This window comes from Paraburkholderia hospita, from assembly GCF_002902965.1.
GTDB classification, from domain to species: domain Bacteria; phylum Pseudomonadota; class Gammaproteobacteria; order Burkholderiales; family Burkholderiaceae; genus Paraburkholderia; species Paraburkholderia hospita.
Window position 1 is genome coordinate 2,271,481 of record NZ_CP026106.1, and the last position, 19,713, is coordinate 2,291,193.

The window sequence follows — 19,713 nt, forward strand, 5'->3', positions numbered from 1 at the left end:
CTGCCGCTCAGTAAAAACAGCGCCACGCGGGCGCTGTTCGTGTGGGCTCCGTCTCTCCTGTCCAACCCGGAGCCCATTGATACGCCGGTGACAATTACACCACTTTCGCTTCCCGCAAGTTCGCGATCTGATCGAAGCTGTAGCCGAGGTCCTTCAGCACTTCTTCCGTGTGCTCGCCGAGCAGCGGCGAACCCGTGATCTCGGGCTTCATGTCCGAGAACTTGATCGGGCTGCCAACCGTCAGGTACTTGCCGCGCGCCTTGTGGTCCACTTCGACGATCGTGCCGCTCGCACGCAGCGACTCGTCGTTGGCGATTTCCTTCATCGACAGAACAGGCGAGCACGGAATGTCGAACTTGCGCAGGATGTCGACAGCTTCGAACTTCGTCTTGTCGGCGAGCCACGCTTCGATCGTGTTGAAGATATCGAAGATGTGCGGCTGACGTGCCTGCGCCGTCTTGTATGCCGGGTCGTCGATCCATTCCGGCTTGCCGATCGCGCGGCAGATCGGGTCCCACGCGTGGCCCTGAATCGTGAAGTAGATGTACGCGTTCGGGTCCGTTTCCCAGCCCTTGCACTTGAGCACCCAGCCCGGCTGGCCGCCGCCGCCCGCATTGCCGCCGCGCGGCACGACATCGGTGAATTCGCCGTGCGGATACTGCGGATACTCTTCGAGGTAACCGACGCGGTCCAGACGCTGCTGGTCGCGCAGCTTCACGCGGCACAGGTTGATCACGCTGTCCTGCATCGACACGGCCACCTTCTGCCCCTTGCCCGTCTTGTCGCGGCCGATCAGCGCCGTGAGAATGCCGATGGCGAGATGCATGCCCGTGTTGCTGTCGCCGAGCGCCGCTGCGCTGACCGTCGGCGGGCCGTCCCAGAAGCCCGTCGTCGAAGCCGCGCCGCCCGCGCATTGCGCGACGTTTTCATAGACCTTCAGGTCGTCGTAGTGGTGGCCGTCGCTGAAGCCCTTCACGGAAGCCACGATCATCTTCGGGTTCAGTTCGTTGATGCGCTCCCACGTGAAGCCCATGCGGTCCAGCGCGCCCGGTGCGAAGTTTTCGACCAGCACGTCCGATTCCTGAATCAGCTTCTCGAGCACTTCCTTGCCGTCCTGCGTCTTCGTGTCGAGTGTCAGCGAACGCTTGTTGCTGTTGAGCATCGTGAAGTACAGCGCGTCGGCTTCGGGAATGTCGCGCAGCTGGTTGCGCGTCACGTCGCCCGAACCCGGGCGCTCGACCTTGATCACATCCGCGCCGAACCAGGCAAGCAACTGGGTGCACGCAGGACCGGCCTGGACGTGCGTGAAGTCAATGATCTTGACGCCTTCGAGTGGTTTGCTCACTTTTGTATCTCCGTGGTTGGCTGATGTCACTTTTTCATTGCCGCGCTTTGCGGGTTCAGATTGGTCAAGCGTCCGCTTTCGGTGCCGGCCGCTTCGTCGATCACTGCGTTGATGAGCGTCGGCTTGCCGGATGCGATCGCTTCCTTCACCGCTTTATCCAGTTCTTCCGGCGTCGTCACGTTGTAGCCGATGCCGCCGAATGCCTCGATCATCTTGTCGTAGCGCGCGTCCTTGACGAACACCGTCGGCGCAACGTCCTTGCCGCCCGTGGGATTCACGTCGGTGCCGCGATACACACCGTTGTTGTTGAAGATGATCGTGCACACGGGCAGGTCGTAACGGCAGATCGTTTCGAGTTCCATACCGCTGAAGCCGAACGCGCTATCGCCTTCGATCGCGAGCACCGGCTTGCCGCTCGTCACGGCTGCACCGATGGCGAAGCCCATGCCGATGCCCATCACGCCCCACGTACCCGAGTCAAAACGCTTGCGCGGCTGATACATGTCGATGATGGCGCGCGCATAGTCGAGCGTGTTCGCGCCTTCGTTGACGACGTTGATGTCCGGGTTCGCCTTGACGATGTCGCGCAGCACGCGCAGCGCGCTGTGGAAGTTCATCGGCGACGGATTCTTCGCGAGCGTCGCGGCCATCTTCTGGAGGTTCGTGTTCTTCTTCTCGCTGACGGCGTCGAGCCATTCCTTCGGCGGCTGCGGGAAGTTATCGCCAACCTGATCGAGGAGCGACGCGACGCACGAACCGATATCGCCAACGATAGGCGCCGCGATCGCGACGTTGCTATCCATTTCCTGCGCGGAAATATCGATCTGCACGAACTGCTTCGGCTTGCCCCACGTCTTGCCCTTACCGTGCGACAGCAGCCAGTTCAGACGCGCGCCGATCAGCACGACGACGTCCGACTCGGCCAGCACGAACGAACGCGCAGCCGAAGCCGATTGCTCATGCGTGTCGGGCAGCAGGCCCTTGGCCATCGACATCGGCAGATACGGAATGCCCGTCTTTTCGATGAACGCGCGGATCTCCTTGTCGGCCTGCGAGTACGCTGCGCCCTTGCCGAGCAGCACCAGCGGACGCTTTGCGCCCTTCAGCAGATCGATCGCGCGCTTGACGGAATCGGGCGCGGGCAACTGGCGCGGCGCGGCGTCGATCACACGGATGATCGACTGCTTCGCTTTCACGGCGTCGATGGTCTGCGACAGCAGCTTCGCCGGCAGATCCAGATACACGCCGCCCGGACGGCCCGACACGGCAGCGCGAATCGCACGCGCGAGGCCGACGCCGATGTCTTCCGCGTGCAGCACGCGATACGCAGCCTTCGCGTACGGCTTCGCCGCGTTCAACTGGTCCATCTCTTCGTAGTCGCCTTGCTGCAGGTCGACGATTTCGCGTTCGCTCGATCCGCTGATCAGGATCATCGGGAAGCAGTTCGTCGTGGCGTTGGCGAGCGCCGTGAGGCCGTTCAGGAAGCCCGGTGCGGACACTGTGAGACAGATGCCGGGCTTTTGCGTCATGTAGCCCGCGATAGCGGCTGCATGACCTGCGTGCTGCTCGTGACGAAAACCGATAAAGCGCATTCCTTCGGCTTGCGCGAGGCGCGCGAGGTCGGTGATAGGAATGCCGACCAGACCAAAAATCGTGTCGATGTCGTTCGCTTTAAGTGCATCAATGACGAGGTGGAAACCGTCCGTCGTTTGTTGTGCGTTCTCTTCAGCGGATTCTTGCGGTCTGATCTCAAGTACATCTGCCATGACGTCTCCTCCTTGGCCGGGTGTTGTGTGGCGTCTCGTGATATACAATATTCCAAACACAATATTAGTCAACGGATTTTTGCAGGTGCTTCAGGTTTCATCCGGTGTTGCTGCACTGCAAAAGTTGGCTAGCGCTTTGTGTCTGAAGGGTCTGGGCGCCTGAATCGTGCATCGCATCAAGTGCCCGTTCGGGATAGTCCTGGGGTCGCTTTATGTCAGTGACGGCGGCCCTCAGTCCAGAAAATCGCAATGTGCTTCGACATACAGCGCGAGATCGAGCGAGTGCTGACGCACCAATGTCTCGACGCGTTCGGTGTCGCGTGCTTCCAGCGCTTCGATGATGCGCATGTGGTCTTCGATCGAACGCGACGCGCGGTCGCTCTGCGCGATCGTCATGCGCCGTATCGCGCGCACGTGCATAAAGATGTTCTTGATCGTGTCGAGGATGATCTGCGAGCCGGATAGCTCGACGAGCGCCTGGTGAAACGCGATGTTCACCTCGGAGTACTCCTCGATGTGATCGGTTGGCGTGGTCGAATGGAAGTCGTCGAACATCGCGCGCAGCCCGGCAATGTCCTCGTTCGAAGCGCGCTGTGTCGCCAGACGCGCCGCCACGCTTTCGAGCGCGGCCCACATGCAGATCATCTCGACGATCTCTTTCTTGGTCTTGCGCAGGATGTACACGCCGCGGCGCGGCACGGTGCGCAGAAAGCCTTCCTGTTCGAGCAGCGTCATGGCCTCGCGCACTGGCGTGCGGCTCACGCCGAGCGCCTCGGTCAACTCCTTTTCATCCAGCCGCACTTCGGTGCGCGAGTGATAGATGTCGGTGTTCGCGATCGCGTGCTTGAGTCGCGCGTACGCCTGATCCCGCAGCGAAGCTGTCGCGCTGATCGGCGTGAGATTCAGGCTCAACGGGATCGTGCGGACATTTTCTTGCGTGTCGGTGGACATGGTCGACGTGTCTCCTCGGTGTCGAAAACGGTGGTGGCCCGCTCGACGGAAGCGCCGGATCAGGCGCGGTCGTTCGGCCTTTCTGCATGTCTGAAATACCGCCTTGCATATGTGCAATACTGTATATCACATATCTAGTCGCCACCAATTCTCCTGCACCCTAGGTCTGTAGCAGGCCATCCATAAACGTTAGCAAATAGTTTTCAAAGAAAACTTTAACTATCGTGAATCTATCGACGCGCCTAAGCTGTCTTCACGCAATCGATGAACTGGAGAGCATGATGCGCAACGCACACGATCAACACCGGACTCACTACGAGCGCGCAATCGAGGCGCAGCTGTGCGCGTTCAACAGCGCATTCGCCGACCTCGGTTTGCGCTTCCGCTGGGACGCACAGACGCTGACGTCGCTTGCGACGATCGACGGCGAGCATGCCCGCGTCGTCGCTTATCTGGAGGCGCATCAGGCGCATTTGCTCAATGCGTACAGCGCTGAGTTCCTGAGCTCGGCGATTCTCGCGAAGAAGAGCGCGCATACGCCCGAGGTGCTGCCGACGCGCATCGAGGCGTCGAGCGATGCGCATCGTTCGAATCGTTCGGGCTTTTCGTTTTCGCAGTACTTTGCCGATGACGGTGTGCCTGCTCTTGCAGGCGCCTGAAGAACGGCAAGCCGCACACGAAGCAGGACGCAAGCAATCTCCCGCGCTGATGAAGCGCGGGAGATTTTTTATTGGCTCGTCGATTGTTGAGTTGTTGAGAGAGCGGGGTCGGCGCAAACCCGCGAGATTCAGGCGGACAAAAAAACAAAGCGGCGCGCCGCCCCTTCAGGCCGCGCACCGCTTCAAGATTTCAATGATGAACCCGCAGCGCCGGAACGGCGCCCTGCCTCACTCGCCCGAGCTTGCGCTTAATCGCGACGCGTTGGCCGACGAAGAGGACGCAGACGTCCCCGACTCGATCAACCGTGCGCGCATCGGTGCGAGCACGAACTTGGCCGACACGCCCGCCGCTATCGTAACGACGGCCGAGACGATGAACACCAGGTTCCAGCCGCCCGTGGCCGACAACACCGACGCGAGCGGCACCAGCAGCGCCGCCGTGCCCTTCGCCGTATAGAGCGTGCCAGCATTCGACGCAGCGAACTTGCTGCCGAACGTATCCGCGCAGATGGCCGGGAAGATCGAGAAGATCTCGCCCCAGAACAGGAAGATCAGTGCGGCGAACGTCATGAACGCGTACGGGTTTTGACCGTAGTGCATCATGCCGAGCAACGCGAGCCCTTCGCCGATGAAGATCGCGAACATCGTGTTCTCACGGCCGATCTTGTCGGAGATGAAGCCGCACAGCGGACGCGTGAAGCCGTTGCAGATGTTGTCGATGGACAGCGTCATCGTGAGAAGCGGCAGCGTCATGCCGAACATCGTCATCGGCAGTTTCGCGAGTCCCCAGTCCTTCGCGATCGGGCCGAGCTGGGCCGTCGCCATCAGGCCGCCCGCCGCGACCGCGACGAACGCTGCATAGATCACCCAGAACACGGGCGTCCTGATCATCTGCCCCGGCGTGTAGTCGATCTTGCTCACCGCGAACTTGCGCTTGATGTTCGATACGGCGCGCGTCGACGGCTTGTGCAGCAGCAGCGCCAGCACGAAGATCGCCGCGCCTTGCAGGATGCCGAAGAACAGGAACGTATGCTCGTAACCTGAGCGCGTAATCATGTTTGCAATCGGGATCACGGTCACGGCCGCGCCCGCGCCGAAACCCGCTGCCGTCAGGCCCGCCGCGAGACCGCGCTTGTCCGGGAACCACTTCAGCGCATTGCCGACGCACGTGCCGTACACGCCGCCCGCGCCGATGCCGGCGACGACGGAGCCGATATAAAGCTCAGGCAGCGTCGTCGCATGCGCGAACAGCATCCACGCGAGGCCCGCGCAGATCGCGCCGACCGCGACGACGGGACGCGGACCGAAACGGTCGACGAGCCATCCTTCTACAGGTACGAGCCACGTCTCCGTGACAATGAAGATCGAGAACGCAAGCTGAATCGATGCTTCGCCCCAGTGGTGCCGCGCGTTCATCGGCGCGACGAAGAGCGTCCAGGCATATTGAAGGTTGGCGACCAGTGCCATGCACAGCATGCCGATCACCAATTGACACCAACGGTTCGAAAATAGACCGCTTCCCGTCGCCTGTCGGGTGTTTCCATTCATGAGCATCGTCTCCGCATTTCTAGTGTTTTCGATGCAAGCGGCGCGATTCGTGATCGCGCTGCCCGCATCCGCCTTGCTGTTCTCTTCTACCCGGCGCTGGGGACTTTCGACAGACCTGCGTAGTTAACCATTCAAACAGGTTTCAGTCTTTACATTTTTATTCCAGCGGCCTGCGGATTTTCCCCAATGCGTTGCGCTTAAAAACGGTCATTGCACGCGTTAACCCTTAAAACGGAACGCATCTGGGAGAACCCATCGTAAGAGCGCACAGGGGATTGGGAATAATTAAAGAAACTTATCGAATGCATTCGCGATCGTTTATGGATGCAATGGCACGGGGCGCGCAGAGAAGCTCGCCGGTTGGCAATGAGGGAAGATGCGGACATCCGGGAACGGATGTCCGCGGTAGATCAGAGAGAAGCGACTGCCTTCAATCGAGAAAGTCGCAATTTGCCTCGATGAAGGCGGCGAGGTCGAGCGAGTGCTGGCGCACCAGACGCTCGGCGAGTTCGGTATCGCGCTTTTCCAGTGCCTCGATGATGCGCAGATGATCGACGATCGAACGCGACGCGCGGTCGCTTTGCGAAATCGTCATGCGACGGATCGCGCGCACGTGGATAAAGATGTTCTTGATCGTGTCGAGGATGATCTGCGACTTCGACAACTCGACGATGGCCTGATGGAACGCAATGTTCGCATCCGAGTACTCGGCGATATGTTCGGCCGGCGTCGAATCGCGGAACTGGTCGAACATGTGACGCAGCCGCGCGATTTCTTCGTCCGTTGCGTGCAGCGTGGCGAGACGCGCGGCCATGCTTTCCAGCGCGGCCCACATCTGGATCATCTCGACGATCTCGCGCTTGCTCTTGCGCACGATGTAGATGCCCCGGCGTGGGATCGTGCGTACGAAGCCTTCCTGTTCGAGCAGCGTCATCGCCTCGCGCACTGGCGTACGGCTCACGCCCAGCGATTCGCTCAGCGCGCGGTCGTCGAGGCGTATTTCGTCGCGCGACGCATAGATATCGGCATCGGCGATTGCCGCGCGCAGCATCGCGTATGCGCGATCACGCAGACTGGCGCTCGTCCCGATAGGTTGCAGTGACAGGGTGAACGGCGTAGCCGCTGGCTGACTGTCAAGTTCTGACGACATGCATCGCCTCTGATCCGGTCGGTGCGAATGAGCACCGTAGTTGGCTCGAGCGGCGCACTGCGCCGCTCCCGTACCCGCGCCCGTCTACTGCCCTCATCGTCACGCGGACTGTGAACGTATTTAGTATATCAGCGCGTGAGGTATTGTCGATGAAAGCCGCATCGGTGCTGGCTGCGCAGCTTCGCCACGCGCGTCGCGCAGTGTAGCGTGTGCCCGGCAAAAGAGCCTAAGGATTAGGAACTGTCGATGCGGCGCTCGTCGCGGCTGCCGTCAAAGCCTCGGGCGCCGAGGACGCTTCGCGCGGCGCTTCATGCGCAATCGTGCCGCATTGCAGCTGGCCGGCGTCGCTGGATTCGAGCTCGGCGGCGTTCAGGTTTGCGCAGGCGGCTTCGACGATCGTGCCGATGTCGTGCCGGTTGCGCTCACGCGCGGCGTGCTTCATTTCGCTCTGGAGCCAGCCGCTGAAACTGACGACGGCGAACACGGCAACGGTGAGCAGTACGGACTCGGTCTTGGACAAACGCATCTTGGATAGGGCTTTGCAGGAGGGACAGCCAGACACGTTATCGGCAGCGGCGCGGAAAGCTTGAATGGTTTGAGCGGCTCGAGTGAATCAGCAGGCGCGATAGAAGCCGTCGAACCCGGCGATGGATGCATCGACGGCGAGCAATCGAGCGATTCAGCATTGGAGAAATCGCCCGCATTTGAATAGGAAAAGCATCCAGAAGTCGCAAGCAATGAGCGCGGCGGCACAAGCTCGCGGGTGAGAAAGAACCGCCAGGCCCAGTCCGCCGGCTCAACCGCATTTGTCAAACCGTCGATATAAATCCAGCATACAGCATGGTTAACGTCGAATTCGCGACCGAGTCGAAAGCGGATATAGAAATTCGTGTAATGCCGCTGCGCCTGCTCGTGCAGCATGCCCGACATAGCGGCAACGTTCGGCAAATCGCCATTGCAGTTCGAAAATTGCCCGGCTATATCGGATCACGCATTGCCCTTCATGCAAATTGTGTTGAGCCAATCGTCTTGGTGTTAGCTGAATTGATCCACTAGCCTGTCGCCTGCTTCAAGCTTCAATACCGCGAACATTACTCCCGGCTTTCGCATTCAATTCGAAAAGCCGCAATATGCAATACGGATTTTGCCAATCCAATCAATGGAGACCGCCATGGCCGTCGAACCCGAGAGCTTCCGCGATCAATTCGTCTCGCTGTTCCAGTCAGCCGTCGATCAGGTCGTGCGCAGTACGACGCCTTCCACGACGCTCGCCTCGCGGCCTGGAGCGAACAACGCGCTCGTCAATGCGGCAGCGACGATTGCGTCGCTGAAGTCGCAAGGCGAATCGGCCTTGCCCGACGTCGCACCGGACGAAGTCGCGCAGGACGCCTGGACCTGCGCGAAGATGGGCTTCGCGCTGATGGAAGCCCGCGCCCGCGGCGACGCGGCCGGCGCCGACAGCATCGAGAACGACCTGCGGTTCAACGTCTGCGATCCGGCGTGGATCAAGGTCATCGAGAGCTACATGCAGTACTTCGGCCCGGACGGCAAGCGCGCGTCGATTCCTTACCGGCGCGCGGCCGCGATCGGCCCAGTGACGGTTCCACTGAAAGCAGGCGCAACAGTCGCGCTGATCGCCGACTGGGGCACCGGGACGGACGTCGCTGTGGATCTGCTGAAGCAGGCCGCGCTGCAAAACCCCGACGTCGTGATTCATCTCGGCGACATCTACTATTCGGGCACCCCGCAGGAATGCGATGCGAACTTCAGGAACATCGTCGACAGCGTGCTTTCGCGCAGCACGAAGGACGTGCCCGTCTACACGCTTTCGGGCAACCACGACATGTACTCGGGCGGCGCCGGCTATTACGGGCTGATCGACACGCTCAACGATCACGCGCGCCTTCAGCCTGCCAGCTTCTTCTGCCTGCGCAACGACGACTGGCAGTTCATCGCGCTGGACACAGGGCTGCACGACTACAACCCGTTCGACGGAACGGAAGTCCTCACGTTTATCGAGCAGGACGAAGAGGACTGGATCGTCGAGCGCATCGCCGAATTCAGCGGCAAGACGATCCTGCTGTCGCATCACCAGCTGTTTTCCGCGCTGTCGCAGATTGGACCGTTGCAGACGGGCGGCAAGCTCGTCGCGCACAACCCGAAGCTGCTCGCGAGCTTCCAGCGTTTCGCACAAGCCGCGAAGCAACCGGTTAGCGCATGGTTCTGGGGCCACGAGCACAACCTGAGCATCTATCAGCCGTACCTCGGATTGAACCGCGGACGCTGCATCGGCCATGGCGCGGTGCCCGTGATCGTCGACGGACCGGAGAACGCGCCGGACACACGTATCGTCAATCCGCCCGCGCTGCAGAACGTGCTGCTGAAAGAGGCGGACAAGATCTATATGCACGGCTTCACGATCATCCGGCTCGGGCAAGGCGCGCAGAGTGGGCAGGCGTCGGCGGAGTACTACGAAAGCAGCGACGGCACGACGCCCATGTTCACGGAAACGCTCTAGCGCCCGCTGAACGCCGTCACACGTCGACGATCACTTCGAAGCCGCCGTAGATCAGCCGCTTGCCGTCGAACGGCATCGTCATCACATCCGGTTGAAGACGCGGATCGGCCATCACCTTGCTCATGCCTTCGTCGCGCTTCGCGCGCGAAGGCCAGACGACCCACGAGAATACGACTACTTCGTCCGGCTCGCGCTTGACGGCCAGCGGGAACGACGTGAGCTTGCCTTCAGGCACGTCGTCACCCCAGCATTCGACGACGTTCAGCGCGCCGTACTCCTTGAACACGCCCGCCGCCGTCTCGGCGTGCTTGCGGTAAACCTCGCGATTCTCGGCCTTCACTGCCACCACGAATCCATCCACGTAGTTCATTGCCGCCTCCTGTGCAAAGTCGTCAGATGCCGGGCATAAAAAGCACCGCTGCCCGGTTCTACACAGACGACGATCGACGCGACAGCAAATCGACAGCTTCGCGAAGATTTTCCTGTCCGAATGCGCGGCGGGCATGCACCGTATGCCGCGCCAATGTCATAATCCGCGCAGCATCTACACACGTTTTCAACATGGCGAGCCGGTTCCATCGGAAGATTGGCTGCATTCTCGGATTGCTTGCGATCCTGATGGCGGCGCTCGCACCTACCGTCTCGCAGGCCATTGCGGCGAGCCGCGGCGCGTACGATCCCGCCGCCGCGCTCTGCTCCGCCCAAACGGCCAGTCCCGCCGACACCCAAGAGGACGACACCGGCAATACGCACACGCTCGCCTCGCACTGGCACGCGTGCGGCTATTGCAGCCTGCTCGCGCATATTCCCGTGCTGCCCGCGTCGCCGTCGACGTTCGCGCTGACGGTCGCCGCGATCACGCAGCGCGTGGCGGTTCGGTTCGAAAGCGTCGCGCTCGTCACACCGTTCGAAAGCGCGCAGCCGCGCGCGCCGCCCGTGCATCTCTGAGTCGAACCCGCGTACCCGCAACGCCGTCACGGCGTTGCTGTTTTCGCGCATGCCGCGTTGCCGCTTTCCGGCGCGTACGCGGCCGGCGCGCGCTCTCACTCAGGATCACCTACATGAATACCCGACACGCCAGGCGCGGCACGCTGCCGTTCGCCGGCTGCATCCTTGCAGCCCTGCTCGTTCCGTCCATTTCTCATGCGCACGCCATTGCAGGCGACCGCGTCTTCCCCGCCACGATGGCCGTCGACGATCCGGGCGTCAGCGACGAACTCAATCTGGAATATGGCCACCAGCGCGTGCGCGGCGACGATGGCGACCAGAGCGTCAACAGCTTCAGCTTCGAATACGACAAGCTGATTACGCCGCGCCTCGCGGTGTCGATCGGAGGCGCCTATGTCGGGCAGAACAATCCGACCGCGCATGGCTTCGACAACTTCAGCGTCGGGCTCAAGTACCTGCTGTATGTGAACGAGGCGCACGAGTTCATGACGTCGGTCGGTGTGGACGCGGACCTGGGCGGCACGGGCAGCCACGCGATCGGCGAGAGCTTCTCGACCATCTCGCCGACGATCTTCGCCGGCAAGGGCTTCGGCGACCTGCCCGATTCGCTCGCGTATCTGCGCCCCATCGCGATCACAGGCGAAGCAGGACCCGCGTTGACGACGGGCGCGGGCCAGCCGAACGCGTTCAACTACGGCGTGACCGTGCAATACAGCCTGCCCTATTTGCAGCAGCACGTGCGCGACGTCGGCTTGCCGCAGCCGCTTGCGAACCTGATACCGATCGTTGAAATTCCGCTGTCGCGCAGCCAGGGGCAAACCACGGGCACGATCAACCCCGGCGTCATCTGGATCAACCGTTATGGGCAATTCGGCATCGAGGCGCAAATCCCCGTGAATCACGCAAGCGGTTCGCATGTCGGCGTGCTGGTGCAGGCGCATCTGTTCTTCGACGACATCGCGCCCACGACCATCGGCAAACCGCTTTTCCCGTAACGAGGACACCATCATGAACACGACACGACTCGTGGCGGCGCTCGCGCTGTCACTCATGCTGACGCCGCTCGCGGCGCTGGCCCATGTGTTTCCGCAGAAGCAGGAGCCCGGCGCGGGCGCGACCGTCGAAGCGCCTGCCAGGGTGACCATCACCTTCGATGGCCCGCTCGAGCCCGCCTTCAGTTCCTTGACCGTCACGGATGCGGCGGGCAAGCAGGTGAGCACCGCGAAATCGGCGGTCGATGCGCAGCAGCCGAGCGTCGCGTCCGTCGCGCTGCCCGCGCTGGCCGCAGGGAAATACACGGTGCATTGGGTCGCGGTGGCATCGGACGGTCATCGCACGCACGGCGACTACTCGTTCAATGTGAAGTGACGCGTGCAGTAACAGCGGGTGCCGAACCCCACGTCCGCTCTGCTGCATCGCGATTAAAAATGTCGTAAAAAATGGGCCGAATGCGCGACGCGCGGCGTCATGGAACTGGACATGACGCCGCGTTGCACGAGGCCGTGCTACTGTCGCAAACAGCCGTTGCAAACGACCATTGAAACAACGATTGCAAGCGGCTGGCCTGCACGTCGCTTTGACCGTTCAACCCCGCTATGGAGTGTGCGTGAACAATCCGCTGATTTTTGGCTTTGCGCTCGTCGCAGTCGATGTCGTGATCTGGCGTTGCACCACACCCAAAAACGAAGTGGCGCGGCTGCTGGTGCGCCTGTGCATTTACGCGGCGTTCAGCGCGCTGCTATTCGGCTCGGGCCTGAGTCCGTTCTCGCAAGCGCCCTACGAGGACTCGAAGCCGTTGCACGTGCTTGGCCAGGTGCTGGAAATCATCTGGTGGCTGATGGGTGCGCGCTTGCTGAGCCTGGCGCTCGACACGCTGCTGTTGCCGCAGACCTGGCGCCGTCAACGGCTCTTCTCCGACGTGTTCGGCGCGGTGGTGTTTCTCGCGGCGGTCGTCGCGGCGCTCGGCTTCGTGCTCGAGCTGCCGGTGCGCGGGCTGGTGGCGACATCGGGCGCGCTTGCCATCGTGCTTGGCCTCGCGATCCAGAGCACGCTCAGCGACGTGTTCGCCGGCATCGTGATCAACACGACCGAGCCGTATCACATCGGCAACTGGGTGATCATCGACGGCGTCGAGGGCAAGGTGCTGGAGATGAACTGGCGCGCGACGCATCTGCTGACCTCGCAAGGCAATATCGTGATCGTGCCGAATGCTGTCGCGGCGAAGGCGAAGATCACGAACAACAGCCGCCCGTCGGCGCTGCACGGCGTGACCCTGATGCTGGAAATCACGCCCGAAGCACGCCCGAGCGTGGTGCTGGCTGCGCTCGAACGTGCGCTGGCGGGCGTGCGGGCGGTGATCGCCGATCCGGCGCCGTATGCGATCGTGAAGCGGACCAGCATCATGTCCGTCACGTACGAGGCGACTGCGTATGTCGACGACATGGGCAAGAAACTCGCCGTCACGAATGAGCTTTTTGACTTGTGTTACCGGCAGCTGCAGGCGGCGGGTGTCGAGTTGAAGCCGCTCGGGGTTGGGTATTCGCCTTCTTCGCCTTCGCTGGCGCAGCAGACCGATCCGCGCGTTGCGCTGCTGAGGCGCGTGGAGATATTCGCCGCGTTGACGGCGGAGGAGTTGCAGCGTCTCGCGCCTATGCTTTCACGTCGCTCGTATGAGCGCGGCGATACGGTGGTCACGCCGGACAAGGTGCTCGGCCATTTGACCATTGTCGATTCGGGTGTGCTTTCTGTTGTGGCTGAAGATGCGTCTGGGCCTGTCGAAGTGACTCGTCTTGGTCCTGGTGATGCGTTGGGCGAATTCGGTCTGCTGGCAGGCATGCCGGCGCGTGTGACGATCTCGGCGCTTACGTCGGCGACTGTTTATCAGTTGAAGAAGGAGGACTTGACGCCGCTGCTCAAGGATAAGCCCGATGTCGCCAGGGAGATGTGTCAGATGCTGTCGCGGAGGCAGGATACGTTGGGTAAGCTCGGGACGCCGACGCCTGTTGCTCAGTCGGAGCAGTCGATTTTTCAATGGCTGCTGGATGGGATGAAGAAGTTGCATGATCTGACGTTTTGAGGTTTTTTTGTCTGCGACGCTGGATGGTGGTTTGGGCTTTGTGCTGGCATCCGTGTTTGCGTTTTCTCGGCGCGGGCGGGTTTGGTGTGCCGGTCTTTTCGCTGGCATCCGCGTTTTGTTAGCGTGCTTCAAGCGTCGCCCCTGTGCGGGGCGGCACCTACTTTTCTTTGCCGCCGCAAAGAAAAGTAGGCAAAAGAAAGCGGCTCACACCGCCAGCTCGTGCTCTTGTCCACGGGCCCCCAACGGCCCCACGCTTCACACGGCAACATCTTTGTTTGCGTGCGTTGCCAACGCTTCGAATGAGCGCCTCACCCGCTTCGAATACCCGTGCACGGGCAGGCGGCAGCGAATGGTTTGCGCCGCCCAGGTGGCAAACTGTGTGTAGGTTGTCGCGTCGTATAACCTTGCGCTCTTACAGGGTGGAACGCGTGCGCTATCGGTCCGGAGTGAGGCATGTGAGGCACTATGGCCTACACACAGTTTGCCACCTGGGCGGCGGTGGACTATCTGGCACGGCAGACTGTAATGCAGGTGCGTGAAGTAGGTGAGACGCACAGCAAGAGCGCTGGCAACGAACATCAGTCACGTGATTGCCGTGTGAAGCGTAAGACCCTTTGGGGGCCCTCAGGCAGGGAGAAATGTTGGCGGTGTGAGCCGCTTTCTTTTGCCTACTTTTCTTTGCGGCGGCAAAGAAAAGTAGGTGCCGCCCCGCACAGGGGCGACGCTTGAAGCACGAAGGCATAGCGCGGATGCCAGCGAAAAGGCTAGAACAACCAAACCGGATGCCAGCACAAAGCACAAAACCCAAACCACCAACCAGCGTCGCAGACAAAAAAAAGCAAACACCTTAAGGACCCAAATGCCGCCCCCGGCCCCCCGCCCCGCCCTCGAATGCCGCTCACTGAGCAAAGCCTACGCAACAACCCGCGTAGTCCTCGCCAACTTGGACTTCAAACTGGAGGCAGGCGAATTCATCGCCATCATGGGCGACTCAGGCGTAGGCAAATCAACGCTACTAAACCTGATAGCGGGCCTGGACCGCGCCGACAGCGGTGAGGTGCTAATCGACGGCACGCCCGTCTCAACGCTGAACGACGACACCGCCACCCGCCTGCGCCGCGAAAAACTCGGCTTCGTCTTCCAGGCGTTCCACGTGCTGCCACATCTGACGCTCGCGCAAAACGTCGCGCTACCGCTACTGCTGAACGGCATCGCACCACAACGCGCACTCGACATGCTCGCCGCCGTCGGTCTGGACGGACGCGGAAACGACATGCCACGCCAGCTATCAGGCGGCGAACTGCAGCGCGTCGCCATCGCTCGCGCCCTCGTGCATCGTCCCACGCTGATCCTCGCCGACGAGCCCACGGGCAATCTCGACCCCGACACCGCACATGAAGTGCTCGCGCTGCTGCGCGAAGAAACCAAGGCAAACGGCGCAGCGACGATGATGGTCACGCATTCGCAAGCGGCCGCCGCCGTCGCCGACCGCGTGCTCATCCTGAGCGAAGGCAAACTGCACGCGATGCACACGACATCGCCCCACGCATCGCGCCAAAACCATGAATGACACAGCGGTAAACGCAACCGCGCACCGCGCGCCCCCCACCCGCCACGGCCTGCGCACGCTCACGCGCTGGCTGCTCGCCGCCGAATGGCACAGCCACAAAGGCCGCGCGCTGATCGCGATTGCGACCATCGCGCTCGGTGTCGCACTCGGCTACGCCGTGCAATTGATCAACAGCGCCGCGTTCAACGAATTCTCGGCGGCGACCCGCAGCCTGTCGGGCCAGGCAGACTTGCAGGTGCGCGGCGCGCAGCCCACGTTCGATGAAGGCGCCTATCCACGACTCGCGACTCAACCCGGCGTCGCGCTCGCCAGCCCCGTGCTCGAACTCGACGTGACCGTGCCGGATCGCACCGCGCCGCTGAAAGTGCTAGGCATCGACATGTTCCGCGCGAGCCGCATCGCACCCGATCTGACGGGCGTAGCAGACAGCGACAGCCCGCTCGACGCGCTCGCCGGCGACGCCATCTTCCTCTCGCCCGCCGCGCAGCAGTGGCTCGGCGTGCACGTCGGCGAGACCGTGACGTTGCGCAGCGGCACGTCCGATGTGCATCTGCGCGTGGCAGGCGGTATCGTCAGGGCGCGGCCCGGACAACGCATCGCGGTGATGGACATCGCGGCTGCGCAATGGCGCTTCAGTCGCATCGGCAAGCTGTCGCGCGTCGATCTGCAACTCGAACGCGGCGTCGATCGCGAACGGTTCCGGCGTGCGTTGCAGGACCAACTCGGCAGCCGTTTCGCCGTGGGCGAAACGCGCGATGTCGAAAGCCGCACCGACCGGCTGTCGCGCGCCTACCGGATCAATATGAACGTGCTCGCGCTCGTCGCGCTGTTCACGGGCGCGTTTCTCGTGTTCTCGACGCAGGCGCTCGGCGTGGTGCGTCGGCGCGCGCAGTTCGCGATGCTGCGCGTGCTCGGCCTCACGCGTGCGCAGTTGCTGCGGCAGATTCTGCTCGAAGGCGCTTTGCTCGGCACGCTCGGCTCGGTGGCGGGCATCGCGCTCGGCTTCGCGCTCGCGTATGTCGTGCTGCGCTTTTTCGGCAGCGATCTGGGCGGCGGCTATTTTCCCGGCGTTCAACCGACGGTCGGTTTCGAGCCCATCGCCAGCGCGATTTTCGTCGTGCTTGGTATCGGCGTGTCGCTGCTCGGCAGTCTCGTGCCCGCGCTCGAAGCGGCGCGCGCGCATCCCGCTCCCGCCCTGAAGGCAGGCGGCGAGGAAACCGCGCTCGGCAAGCTGTCGACACCGTGGTCTGCGCTCATCTGCATCGCGCTCGGCGTGGCGCTGACGCAGACACCACCCGTGTTCGACGTGCCGATTGCGGGCTATCTCGCCGTCGCGCTGCTGCTGATCGGCGGCATTGCACTGATGCCGCGCGTCACGTCGCTGCTGTTTCGCGCGCTGAGCCGTACGCTCGATGGGAACAAAAAACGGCGGCCCGCCACGCCCGTCATCGCGCTTGCGCTCGCGCGCCTTGCGAACGCGCCGGGTCAGGCATCGATTGCGATGGGCGGCGTGCTGTCGAGCTTCACGCTGATCGTCGCGATGGCGATCATGGTGTCGAGCTTTCGGGTGTCGGTCGAAGACTGGCTCGCGCACCTGCTGTCCGCCGACGTCTATGTGCGCGTCGCGCCGAACGGCGACACGGGCGGGCTGAACCCGCAGCAACAGACGATTCTCGCCGCCACGCGCGGCATCCGGCACGCGGCGTTCGCGCGTACCTCGCAACTGACGCTCGACGCATCGCGGCCGTCCGTCGCCCTGCTCGCGCGCGAAATCGATGCCGCCGATCCCGGCGCGAACCTGCAGATCACCGGCGAGATCCTACCGCCGTCTGCTATCCGCGCTGGCGAGACGCCCGTGTGGGCATCGGAAGCGATGGTCGATCTGTATGGCTATCGCGTCGGTCAACGGTTGACGCTGCCGATCGGCGAGCACGGCGCAGTGTTCGTCGTCGCGGGCATTTGGCGCGATTACGTGCGGCAAACGGGCGCGCTGCAAATCCGTCTCGCCGACTACCGACGCCTCACGGGCGACACAGGCGCCACCGACGCCGCCCTCACGCTCGAACGCGGCGTGAGCGCGGCGCAGGCCATCGCCGCGATGCGCGCGTTGCCGTTCGCGAGCGCGCTCGACTTCGCGCAACCCGGAGAGATCCGCGCGCGCACGCTGACCATCTTCGATCGCAGCTTCGCCGTCACGTATCTGCTGGAAGCCGTCGCAATCGTGATCGGATTGTTCGGCGTCGCGGCGACGTTTTCGGCGCAGACGCTGTCGCGCTCGCGCGAGTTCGGCATGCTGCGACATGTGGGCGTGACGCGCGGACAGATTCTCGCGCTGCTCGCGACGGAAGGCGGACTGCTCACCGCGCTCGGCATCGCGATGGGCTGCGTGCTCGGCTTCGCGATCAGCCTGATCCTCGTGTTCGTCGTCAATCCGCAGTCGTTTCACTGGAGCATGTCGCTGCATGTGCCGTGGATGCTGCTATCCGTGCTGGCGCTCGTGATGCTCGCGTCGTCGTGTACGACGGCCGTCGCGGCGGGCCGCCGCGCGGTCTCCGTCGATGCCGTGCGCGCGGTCAGGGAGGACTGGTGATGCGTGCCGCCCGTATTCTGTTGCTCATGTTTGCGTGCCTGCTTCGCGCATCGTTTGTGTTCGCGGCCGAACCGCAGTTCGCGGCAGTCTTGCCGGGCAAGTCGATTGAACTGCCGCGCGATACGGGCGCGCATCCCGCGTTTCGCACCGAATGGTGGTATGCGACGGGCTGGCTGGAGACGCCCGATCATCAGCCGCTCGGCTTCCAGATCACCTTCTTCCGCTCGGCGACGGGCCATCCGGCCAGCGATCCAAGCGCGTTCGCGCCGACGCAGTTGATCATCGCGCACGCCGCGCTCAGCGATCCGAAGCTAGGCCGGCTCGTGCACGACCAGAAGATCGCGCGGCAAGGCTTCGGCCTCGCTTACGCGAAGCCCGACAACACCGACGTTCGGCTCGATACCTGGCGCATGGTCCGCGCGCCGGACGGCCACTACGACGTGAGCGCCGACGCTGCCGGCCTCGCGCTGCATCTGACGTTCACGCCGACGCAGGCGCCGCTGCTTCAGGGCGACAACGGCTACTCGCGCAAAGGACCACTGCCGGAACAGGCGAGCTACTACTACAGCGAGCCCCAACTGCGCGTTACGGGTAGCGTCACACGCCCATCCGCCGATGGCGCGAGCCACGCGCCGACGCCAACGCCCGTCACGGGCAGCGCGTGGCTCGATCACGAATGGTCGAGCACATTGCTCGCATCCGATGCAGTCGGCTGGGACTGGCTCGGCGCGAACCTGACTGACGGCGCCGCGCTGATGGCCTTCAAGGTACGCGCCGCCGATGGGCGCGCGGTCTGGGCGCACGCCGCGCTGCGCACGGCCGACGGACACGTCACGCAATACGGCCCCGGCGACGTCGACTTTTCGCCGACCCGCCAATGGCGTTCGCCGCGCACGAACACGCAATACCCGGTGGCGACCGTCGTCCGCACGGGCGATATCCGCTGGCAACTGACGCCCTTGCTCGACGATCAGGAACTCGATTCGAGCGAATCGACGGGCGCGCTCTATTGGGAAGGCGCGGTCACCATCCGCCGTGATGGGCAGCCTGCGGGGCACGGCTACCTCGAACTCACCGGCTATGGAAAAAAGCTGAAGCTCGAACGGCGCTGATGCCCGTCCAGCGGGCATCTAGGGGTAAACCCTGAAATTTGGAAAAGTCACTTCCACTGGATGGTCTTAATCTTAAACGGCTACTTACCTACACTTGCTTCAACTGATTGCGAACAGGGCTGTTCGCAAAGTCGAAAACAAAGTTGGAGGTTCATCATGAAGTCGCTGATCAAGGCTGTTGCCATCGCTGCTGTGCTCGCTATCCCCGCTGTGTCGTTCGCTCAGTCGAACCAGCCTGTTACTCGCGCTCAGGTCCGCGCCGAACTGGTTCAGCTGGAAAAGGCCGGCTATCGCCCGGGCGCAGGCACGGAAGCGCACTACCCCGATGAGATCCAGGCCGCGCAAGCGCGTGTGGACGCGCAGAATGGCGCAGCGAGTGGTTACGGCGGTGTCGCGAACGCATCGCAGTCGGGCCGTCCTAGCGTGTCGGCTGCGGACTGGAATGCGATGTACAACCGTCCGTAAGTCGCTTTGATGCCC

18 protein-coding genes are annotated in these 19,713 nt (G+C 62.6%); 11 read left to right on the plus strand and 7 right to left on the minus strand.

The features are described from left to right. Positions 1 to 94: 94 nt before the first annotated feature. The 3 genes from frc to C2L64_RS28560 all read right to left on the minus strand — a co-directional run bounded on the left by frc (position 95) and on the right by C2L64_RS28560 (position 4,062). On the minus strand, positions 95 to 1,345 hold the full coding sequence (gene frc, locus C2L64_RS28550) for a formyl-CoA transferase (RefSeq protein ID WP_007585242.1): 1,251 nt from the start codon (positions 1,343 to 1,345) through the stop codon (positions 95 to 97). A gap of 26 nt (positions 1,346 to 1,371) precedes the next feature. Beyond that, entirely contained in the window at positions 1,372 to 3,111 is a 1,740-nt protein-coding gene (gene oxc, locus C2L64_RS28555) for an oxalyl-CoA decarboxylase (RefSeq protein ID WP_007585241.1), read from the minus strand. Positions 3,112 to 3,342: 231 nt separating this feature from the next. Continuing rightward, on the minus strand, positions 3,343 to 4,062 hold the full coding sequence (locus C2L64_RS28560; protein ID WP_007585239.1) for a GntR family transcriptional regulator: 720 nt from the start codon (positions 4,060 to 4,062) through the stop codon (positions 3,343 to 3,345). Positions 4,063 to 4,340: 278 nt separating this feature from the next. Here C2L64_RS28560 and C2L64_RS28565 point away from each other — a divergent pair, with 278 nt between their 5' ends. After that, positions 4,341 to 4,721 (plus strand): hypothetical protein, encoded by a 381-nt coding sequence (locus tag C2L64_RS28565; RefSeq protein ID WP_007585238.1) that lies wholly within the window; start codon positions 4,341 to 4,343, stop codon positions 4,719 to 4,721. A gap of 228 nt (positions 4,722 to 4,949) precedes the next feature. On the opposite strand, the gene oxlT is transcribed toward C2L64_RS28565, so the two are convergent. The 3 genes from oxlT to C2L64_RS28580 form a co-directional block, all read right to left on the minus strand. After that, positions 4,950 to 6,269 (minus strand): oxalate/formate MFS antiporter, encoded by a 1,320-nt coding sequence (gene oxlT, locus C2L64_RS28570; protein ID WP_039900932.1) that lies wholly within the window; start codon positions 6,267 to 6,269, stop codon positions 4,950 to 4,952. A 430-nt stretch (positions 6,270 to 6,699) separates the two neighbouring features. Beyond that, positions 6,700 to 7,419 (minus strand): GntR family transcriptional regulator, encoded by a 720-nt coding sequence (locus tag C2L64_RS28575; RefSeq protein WP_007585232.1) that lies wholly within the window; start codon positions 7,417 to 7,419, stop codon positions 6,700 to 6,702. 226 nt (positions 7,420 to 7,645) lie between these two features. Further along, the gene (locus C2L64_RS28580; RefSeq protein WP_007585231.1) at positions 7,646 to 7,945 is read right to left on the minus strand and encodes a hypothetical protein; all 300 of its coding nucleotides are present in this window, start codon (positions 7,943 to 7,945) and stop codon (positions 7,646 to 7,648) included. Positions 7,946 to 8,259: 314 nt separating this feature from the next. Between C2L64_RS28580 and C2L64_RS53430 the strand changes: the two genes are divergently transcribed. Both C2L64_RS53430 and C2L64_RS28585 read left to right on the plus strand, forming a co-directional pair. Then, complete coding sequence (locus tag C2L64_RS53430) at positions 8,260 to 8,475, plus strand: hypothetical protein (protein ID WP_131542639.1); 216 nt, start codon at positions 8,260 to 8,262, stop codon at positions 8,473 to 8,475. 115 nt (positions 8,476 to 8,590) lie between these two features. Further along, positions 8,591 to 9,937, plus strand: a complete 1,347-nt coding sequence (locus tag C2L64_RS28585) for a metallophosphoesterase family protein (RefSeq protein WP_007585230.1) — start codon at positions 8,591 to 8,593, stop codon at positions 9,935 to 9,937. A gap of 16 nt (positions 9,938 to 9,953) precedes the next feature. Here C2L64_RS28585 and C2L64_RS28590 read toward each other — a convergent pair whose 3' ends face one another. Then, on the minus strand, positions 9,954 to 10,307 hold the full coding sequence (locus C2L64_RS28590) for a DUF1428 domain-containing protein (RefSeq protein ID WP_007585228.1): 354 nt from the start codon (positions 10,305 to 10,307) through the stop codon (positions 9,954 to 9,956). 191 nt (positions 10,308 to 10,498) lie between these two features. Between C2L64_RS28590 and C2L64_RS28595 the strand changes: the two genes are divergently transcribed. The 8 genes from C2L64_RS28595 to C2L64_RS28630 all read left to right on the plus strand — a co-directional run bounded on the left by C2L64_RS28595 (position 10,499) and on the right by C2L64_RS28630 (position 19,698). Then, a complete protein-coding gene (locus C2L64_RS28595) occupies positions 10,499 to 10,885 on the plus strand; it encodes a DUF2946 domain-containing protein (protein ID WP_007585222.1) in 387 nt (128 codons plus the stop codon). A gap of 113 nt (positions 10,886 to 10,998) precedes the next feature. Next, positions 10,999 to 11,880 carry a hypothetical protein gene (locus C2L64_RS28600; RefSeq protein WP_007585219.1) on the plus strand — a complete coding sequence of 294 codons (882 nt, stop codon included), beginning with the start codon at positions 10,999 to 11,001 and terminating at the stop codon, positions 11,878 to 11,880. A gap of 13 nt (positions 11,881 to 11,893) precedes the next feature. Then, a complete protein-coding gene (locus tag C2L64_RS28605) occupies positions 11,894 to 12,253 on the plus strand; it encodes a copper resistance CopC family protein (RefSeq protein WP_007585217.1) in 360 nt (119 codons plus the stop codon). Positions 12,254 to 12,491: 238 nt separating this feature from the next. Then, positions 12,492 to 13,961, plus strand: a complete 1,470-nt coding sequence (locus C2L64_RS28610; RefSeq protein ID WP_007585215.1) for a mechanosensitive ion channel family protein — start codon at positions 12,492 to 12,494, stop codon at positions 13,959 to 13,961. Between the two features lie 859 nt (positions 13,962 to 14,820). After that, entirely contained in the window at positions 14,821 to 15,531 is a 711-nt protein-coding gene (locus C2L64_RS28615) for an ABC transporter ATP-binding protein (protein WP_007737166.1), read from the plus strand. Further along, positions 15,524 to 18,121 carry an FtsX-like permease family protein gene (locus C2L64_RS28620; RefSeq protein ID WP_009770511.1) on the plus strand — a complete coding sequence of 866 codons (2,598 nt, stop codon included), beginning with the start codon at positions 15,524 to 15,526 and terminating at the stop codon, positions 18,119 to 18,121. Before C2L64_RS28615 ends, C2L64_RS28620 begins: the two co-directional genes overlap by 8 nt. Beyond that, a complete protein-coding gene (locus tag C2L64_RS28625; protein WP_009770510.1) occupies positions 18,121 to 19,233 on the plus strand; it encodes a lipocalin-like domain-containing protein in 1,113 nt (370 codons plus the stop codon). Before C2L64_RS28620 ends, C2L64_RS28625 begins: the two co-directional genes overlap by 1 nt. Positions 19,234 to 19,389: 156 nt before the next feature. Further along, positions 19,390 to 19,698 carry a DUF4148 domain-containing protein gene (locus tag C2L64_RS28630; RefSeq protein WP_009770509.1) on the plus strand — a complete coding sequence of 103 codons (309 nt, stop codon included), beginning with the start codon at positions 19,390 to 19,392 and terminating at the stop codon, positions 19,696 to 19,698. Positions 19,699 to 19,713 lie beyond the last annotated feature (15 nt).

Bases quoted from the DNA above. Each gene is read 5' to 3' on its own strand.
- oxc (WP_007585241.1), bottom strand. From the start codon at position 3,111: ATGGCAGATGTACTTGAGATCAGACCGCAAGAATCCGCTGAAGAGAAC.
- C2L64_RS28560 (WP_007585239.1), bottom strand. From the start codon at position 4,062: ATGTCCACCGACACGCAAGAAAATGTCCGCACGATCCCGTTGAGCCTG.
- C2L64_RS28565 (WP_007585238.1), top strand. From the start codon at position 4,341: ATGATGCGCAACGCACACGATCAACACCGGACTCACTACGAGCGCGCA.
- oxlT (WP_039900932.1), bottom strand. From the start codon at position 6,269: ATGAATGGAAACACCCGACAGGCGACGGGAAGCGGTCTATTTTCGAAC.
- C2L64_RS28575 (WP_007585232.1), bottom strand. From the start codon at position 7,419: ATGTCGTCAGAACTTGACAGTCAGCCAGCGGCTACGCCGTTCACCCTG.
- C2L64_RS28580 (WP_007585231.1), bottom strand. From the start codon at position 7,945: ATGCGTTTGTCCAAGACCGAGTCCGTACTGCTCACCGTTGCCGTGTTC.
- C2L64_RS53430 (WP_131542639.1), top strand. From the start codon at position 8,260: ATGGTTAACGTCGAATTCGCGACCGAGTCGAAAGCGGATATAGAAATT.
- C2L64_RS28585 (WP_007585230.1), top strand. From the start codon at position 8,591: ATGGCCGTCGAACCCGAGAGCTTCCGCGATCAATTCGTCTCGCTGTTC.
- C2L64_RS28590 (WP_007585228.1), bottom strand. From the start codon at position 10,307: ATGAACTACGTGGATGGATTCGTGGTGGCAGTGAAGGCCGAGAATCGC.
- C2L64_RS28595 (WP_007585222.1), top strand. From the start codon at position 10,499: ATGGCGAGCCGGTTCCATCGGAAGATTGGCTGCATTCTCGGATTGCTT.
- C2L64_RS28600 (WP_007585219.1), top strand. From the start codon at position 10,999: ATGAATACCCGACACGCCAGGCGCGGCACGCTGCCGTTCGCCGGCTGC.
- C2L64_RS28605 (WP_007585217.1), top strand. From the start codon at position 11,894: ATGAACACGACACGACTCGTGGCGGCGCTCGCGCTGTCACTCATGCTG.
- C2L64_RS28615 (WP_007737166.1), top strand. From the start codon at position 14,821: ATGCCGCCCCCGGCCCCCCGCCCCGCCCTCGAATGCCGCTCACTGAGC.
- C2L64_RS28620 (WP_009770511.1), top strand. From the start codon at position 15,524: ATGAATGACACAGCGGTAAACGCAACCGCGCACCGCGCGCCCCCCACC.
- C2L64_RS28625 (WP_009770510.1), top strand. From the start codon at position 18,121: ATGCGTGCCGCCCGTATTCTGTTGCTCATGTTTGCGTGCCTGCTTCGC.
- C2L64_RS28630 (WP_009770509.1), top strand. From the start codon at position 19,390: ATGAAGTCGCTGATCAAGGCTGTTGCCATCGCTGCTGTGCTCGCTATC.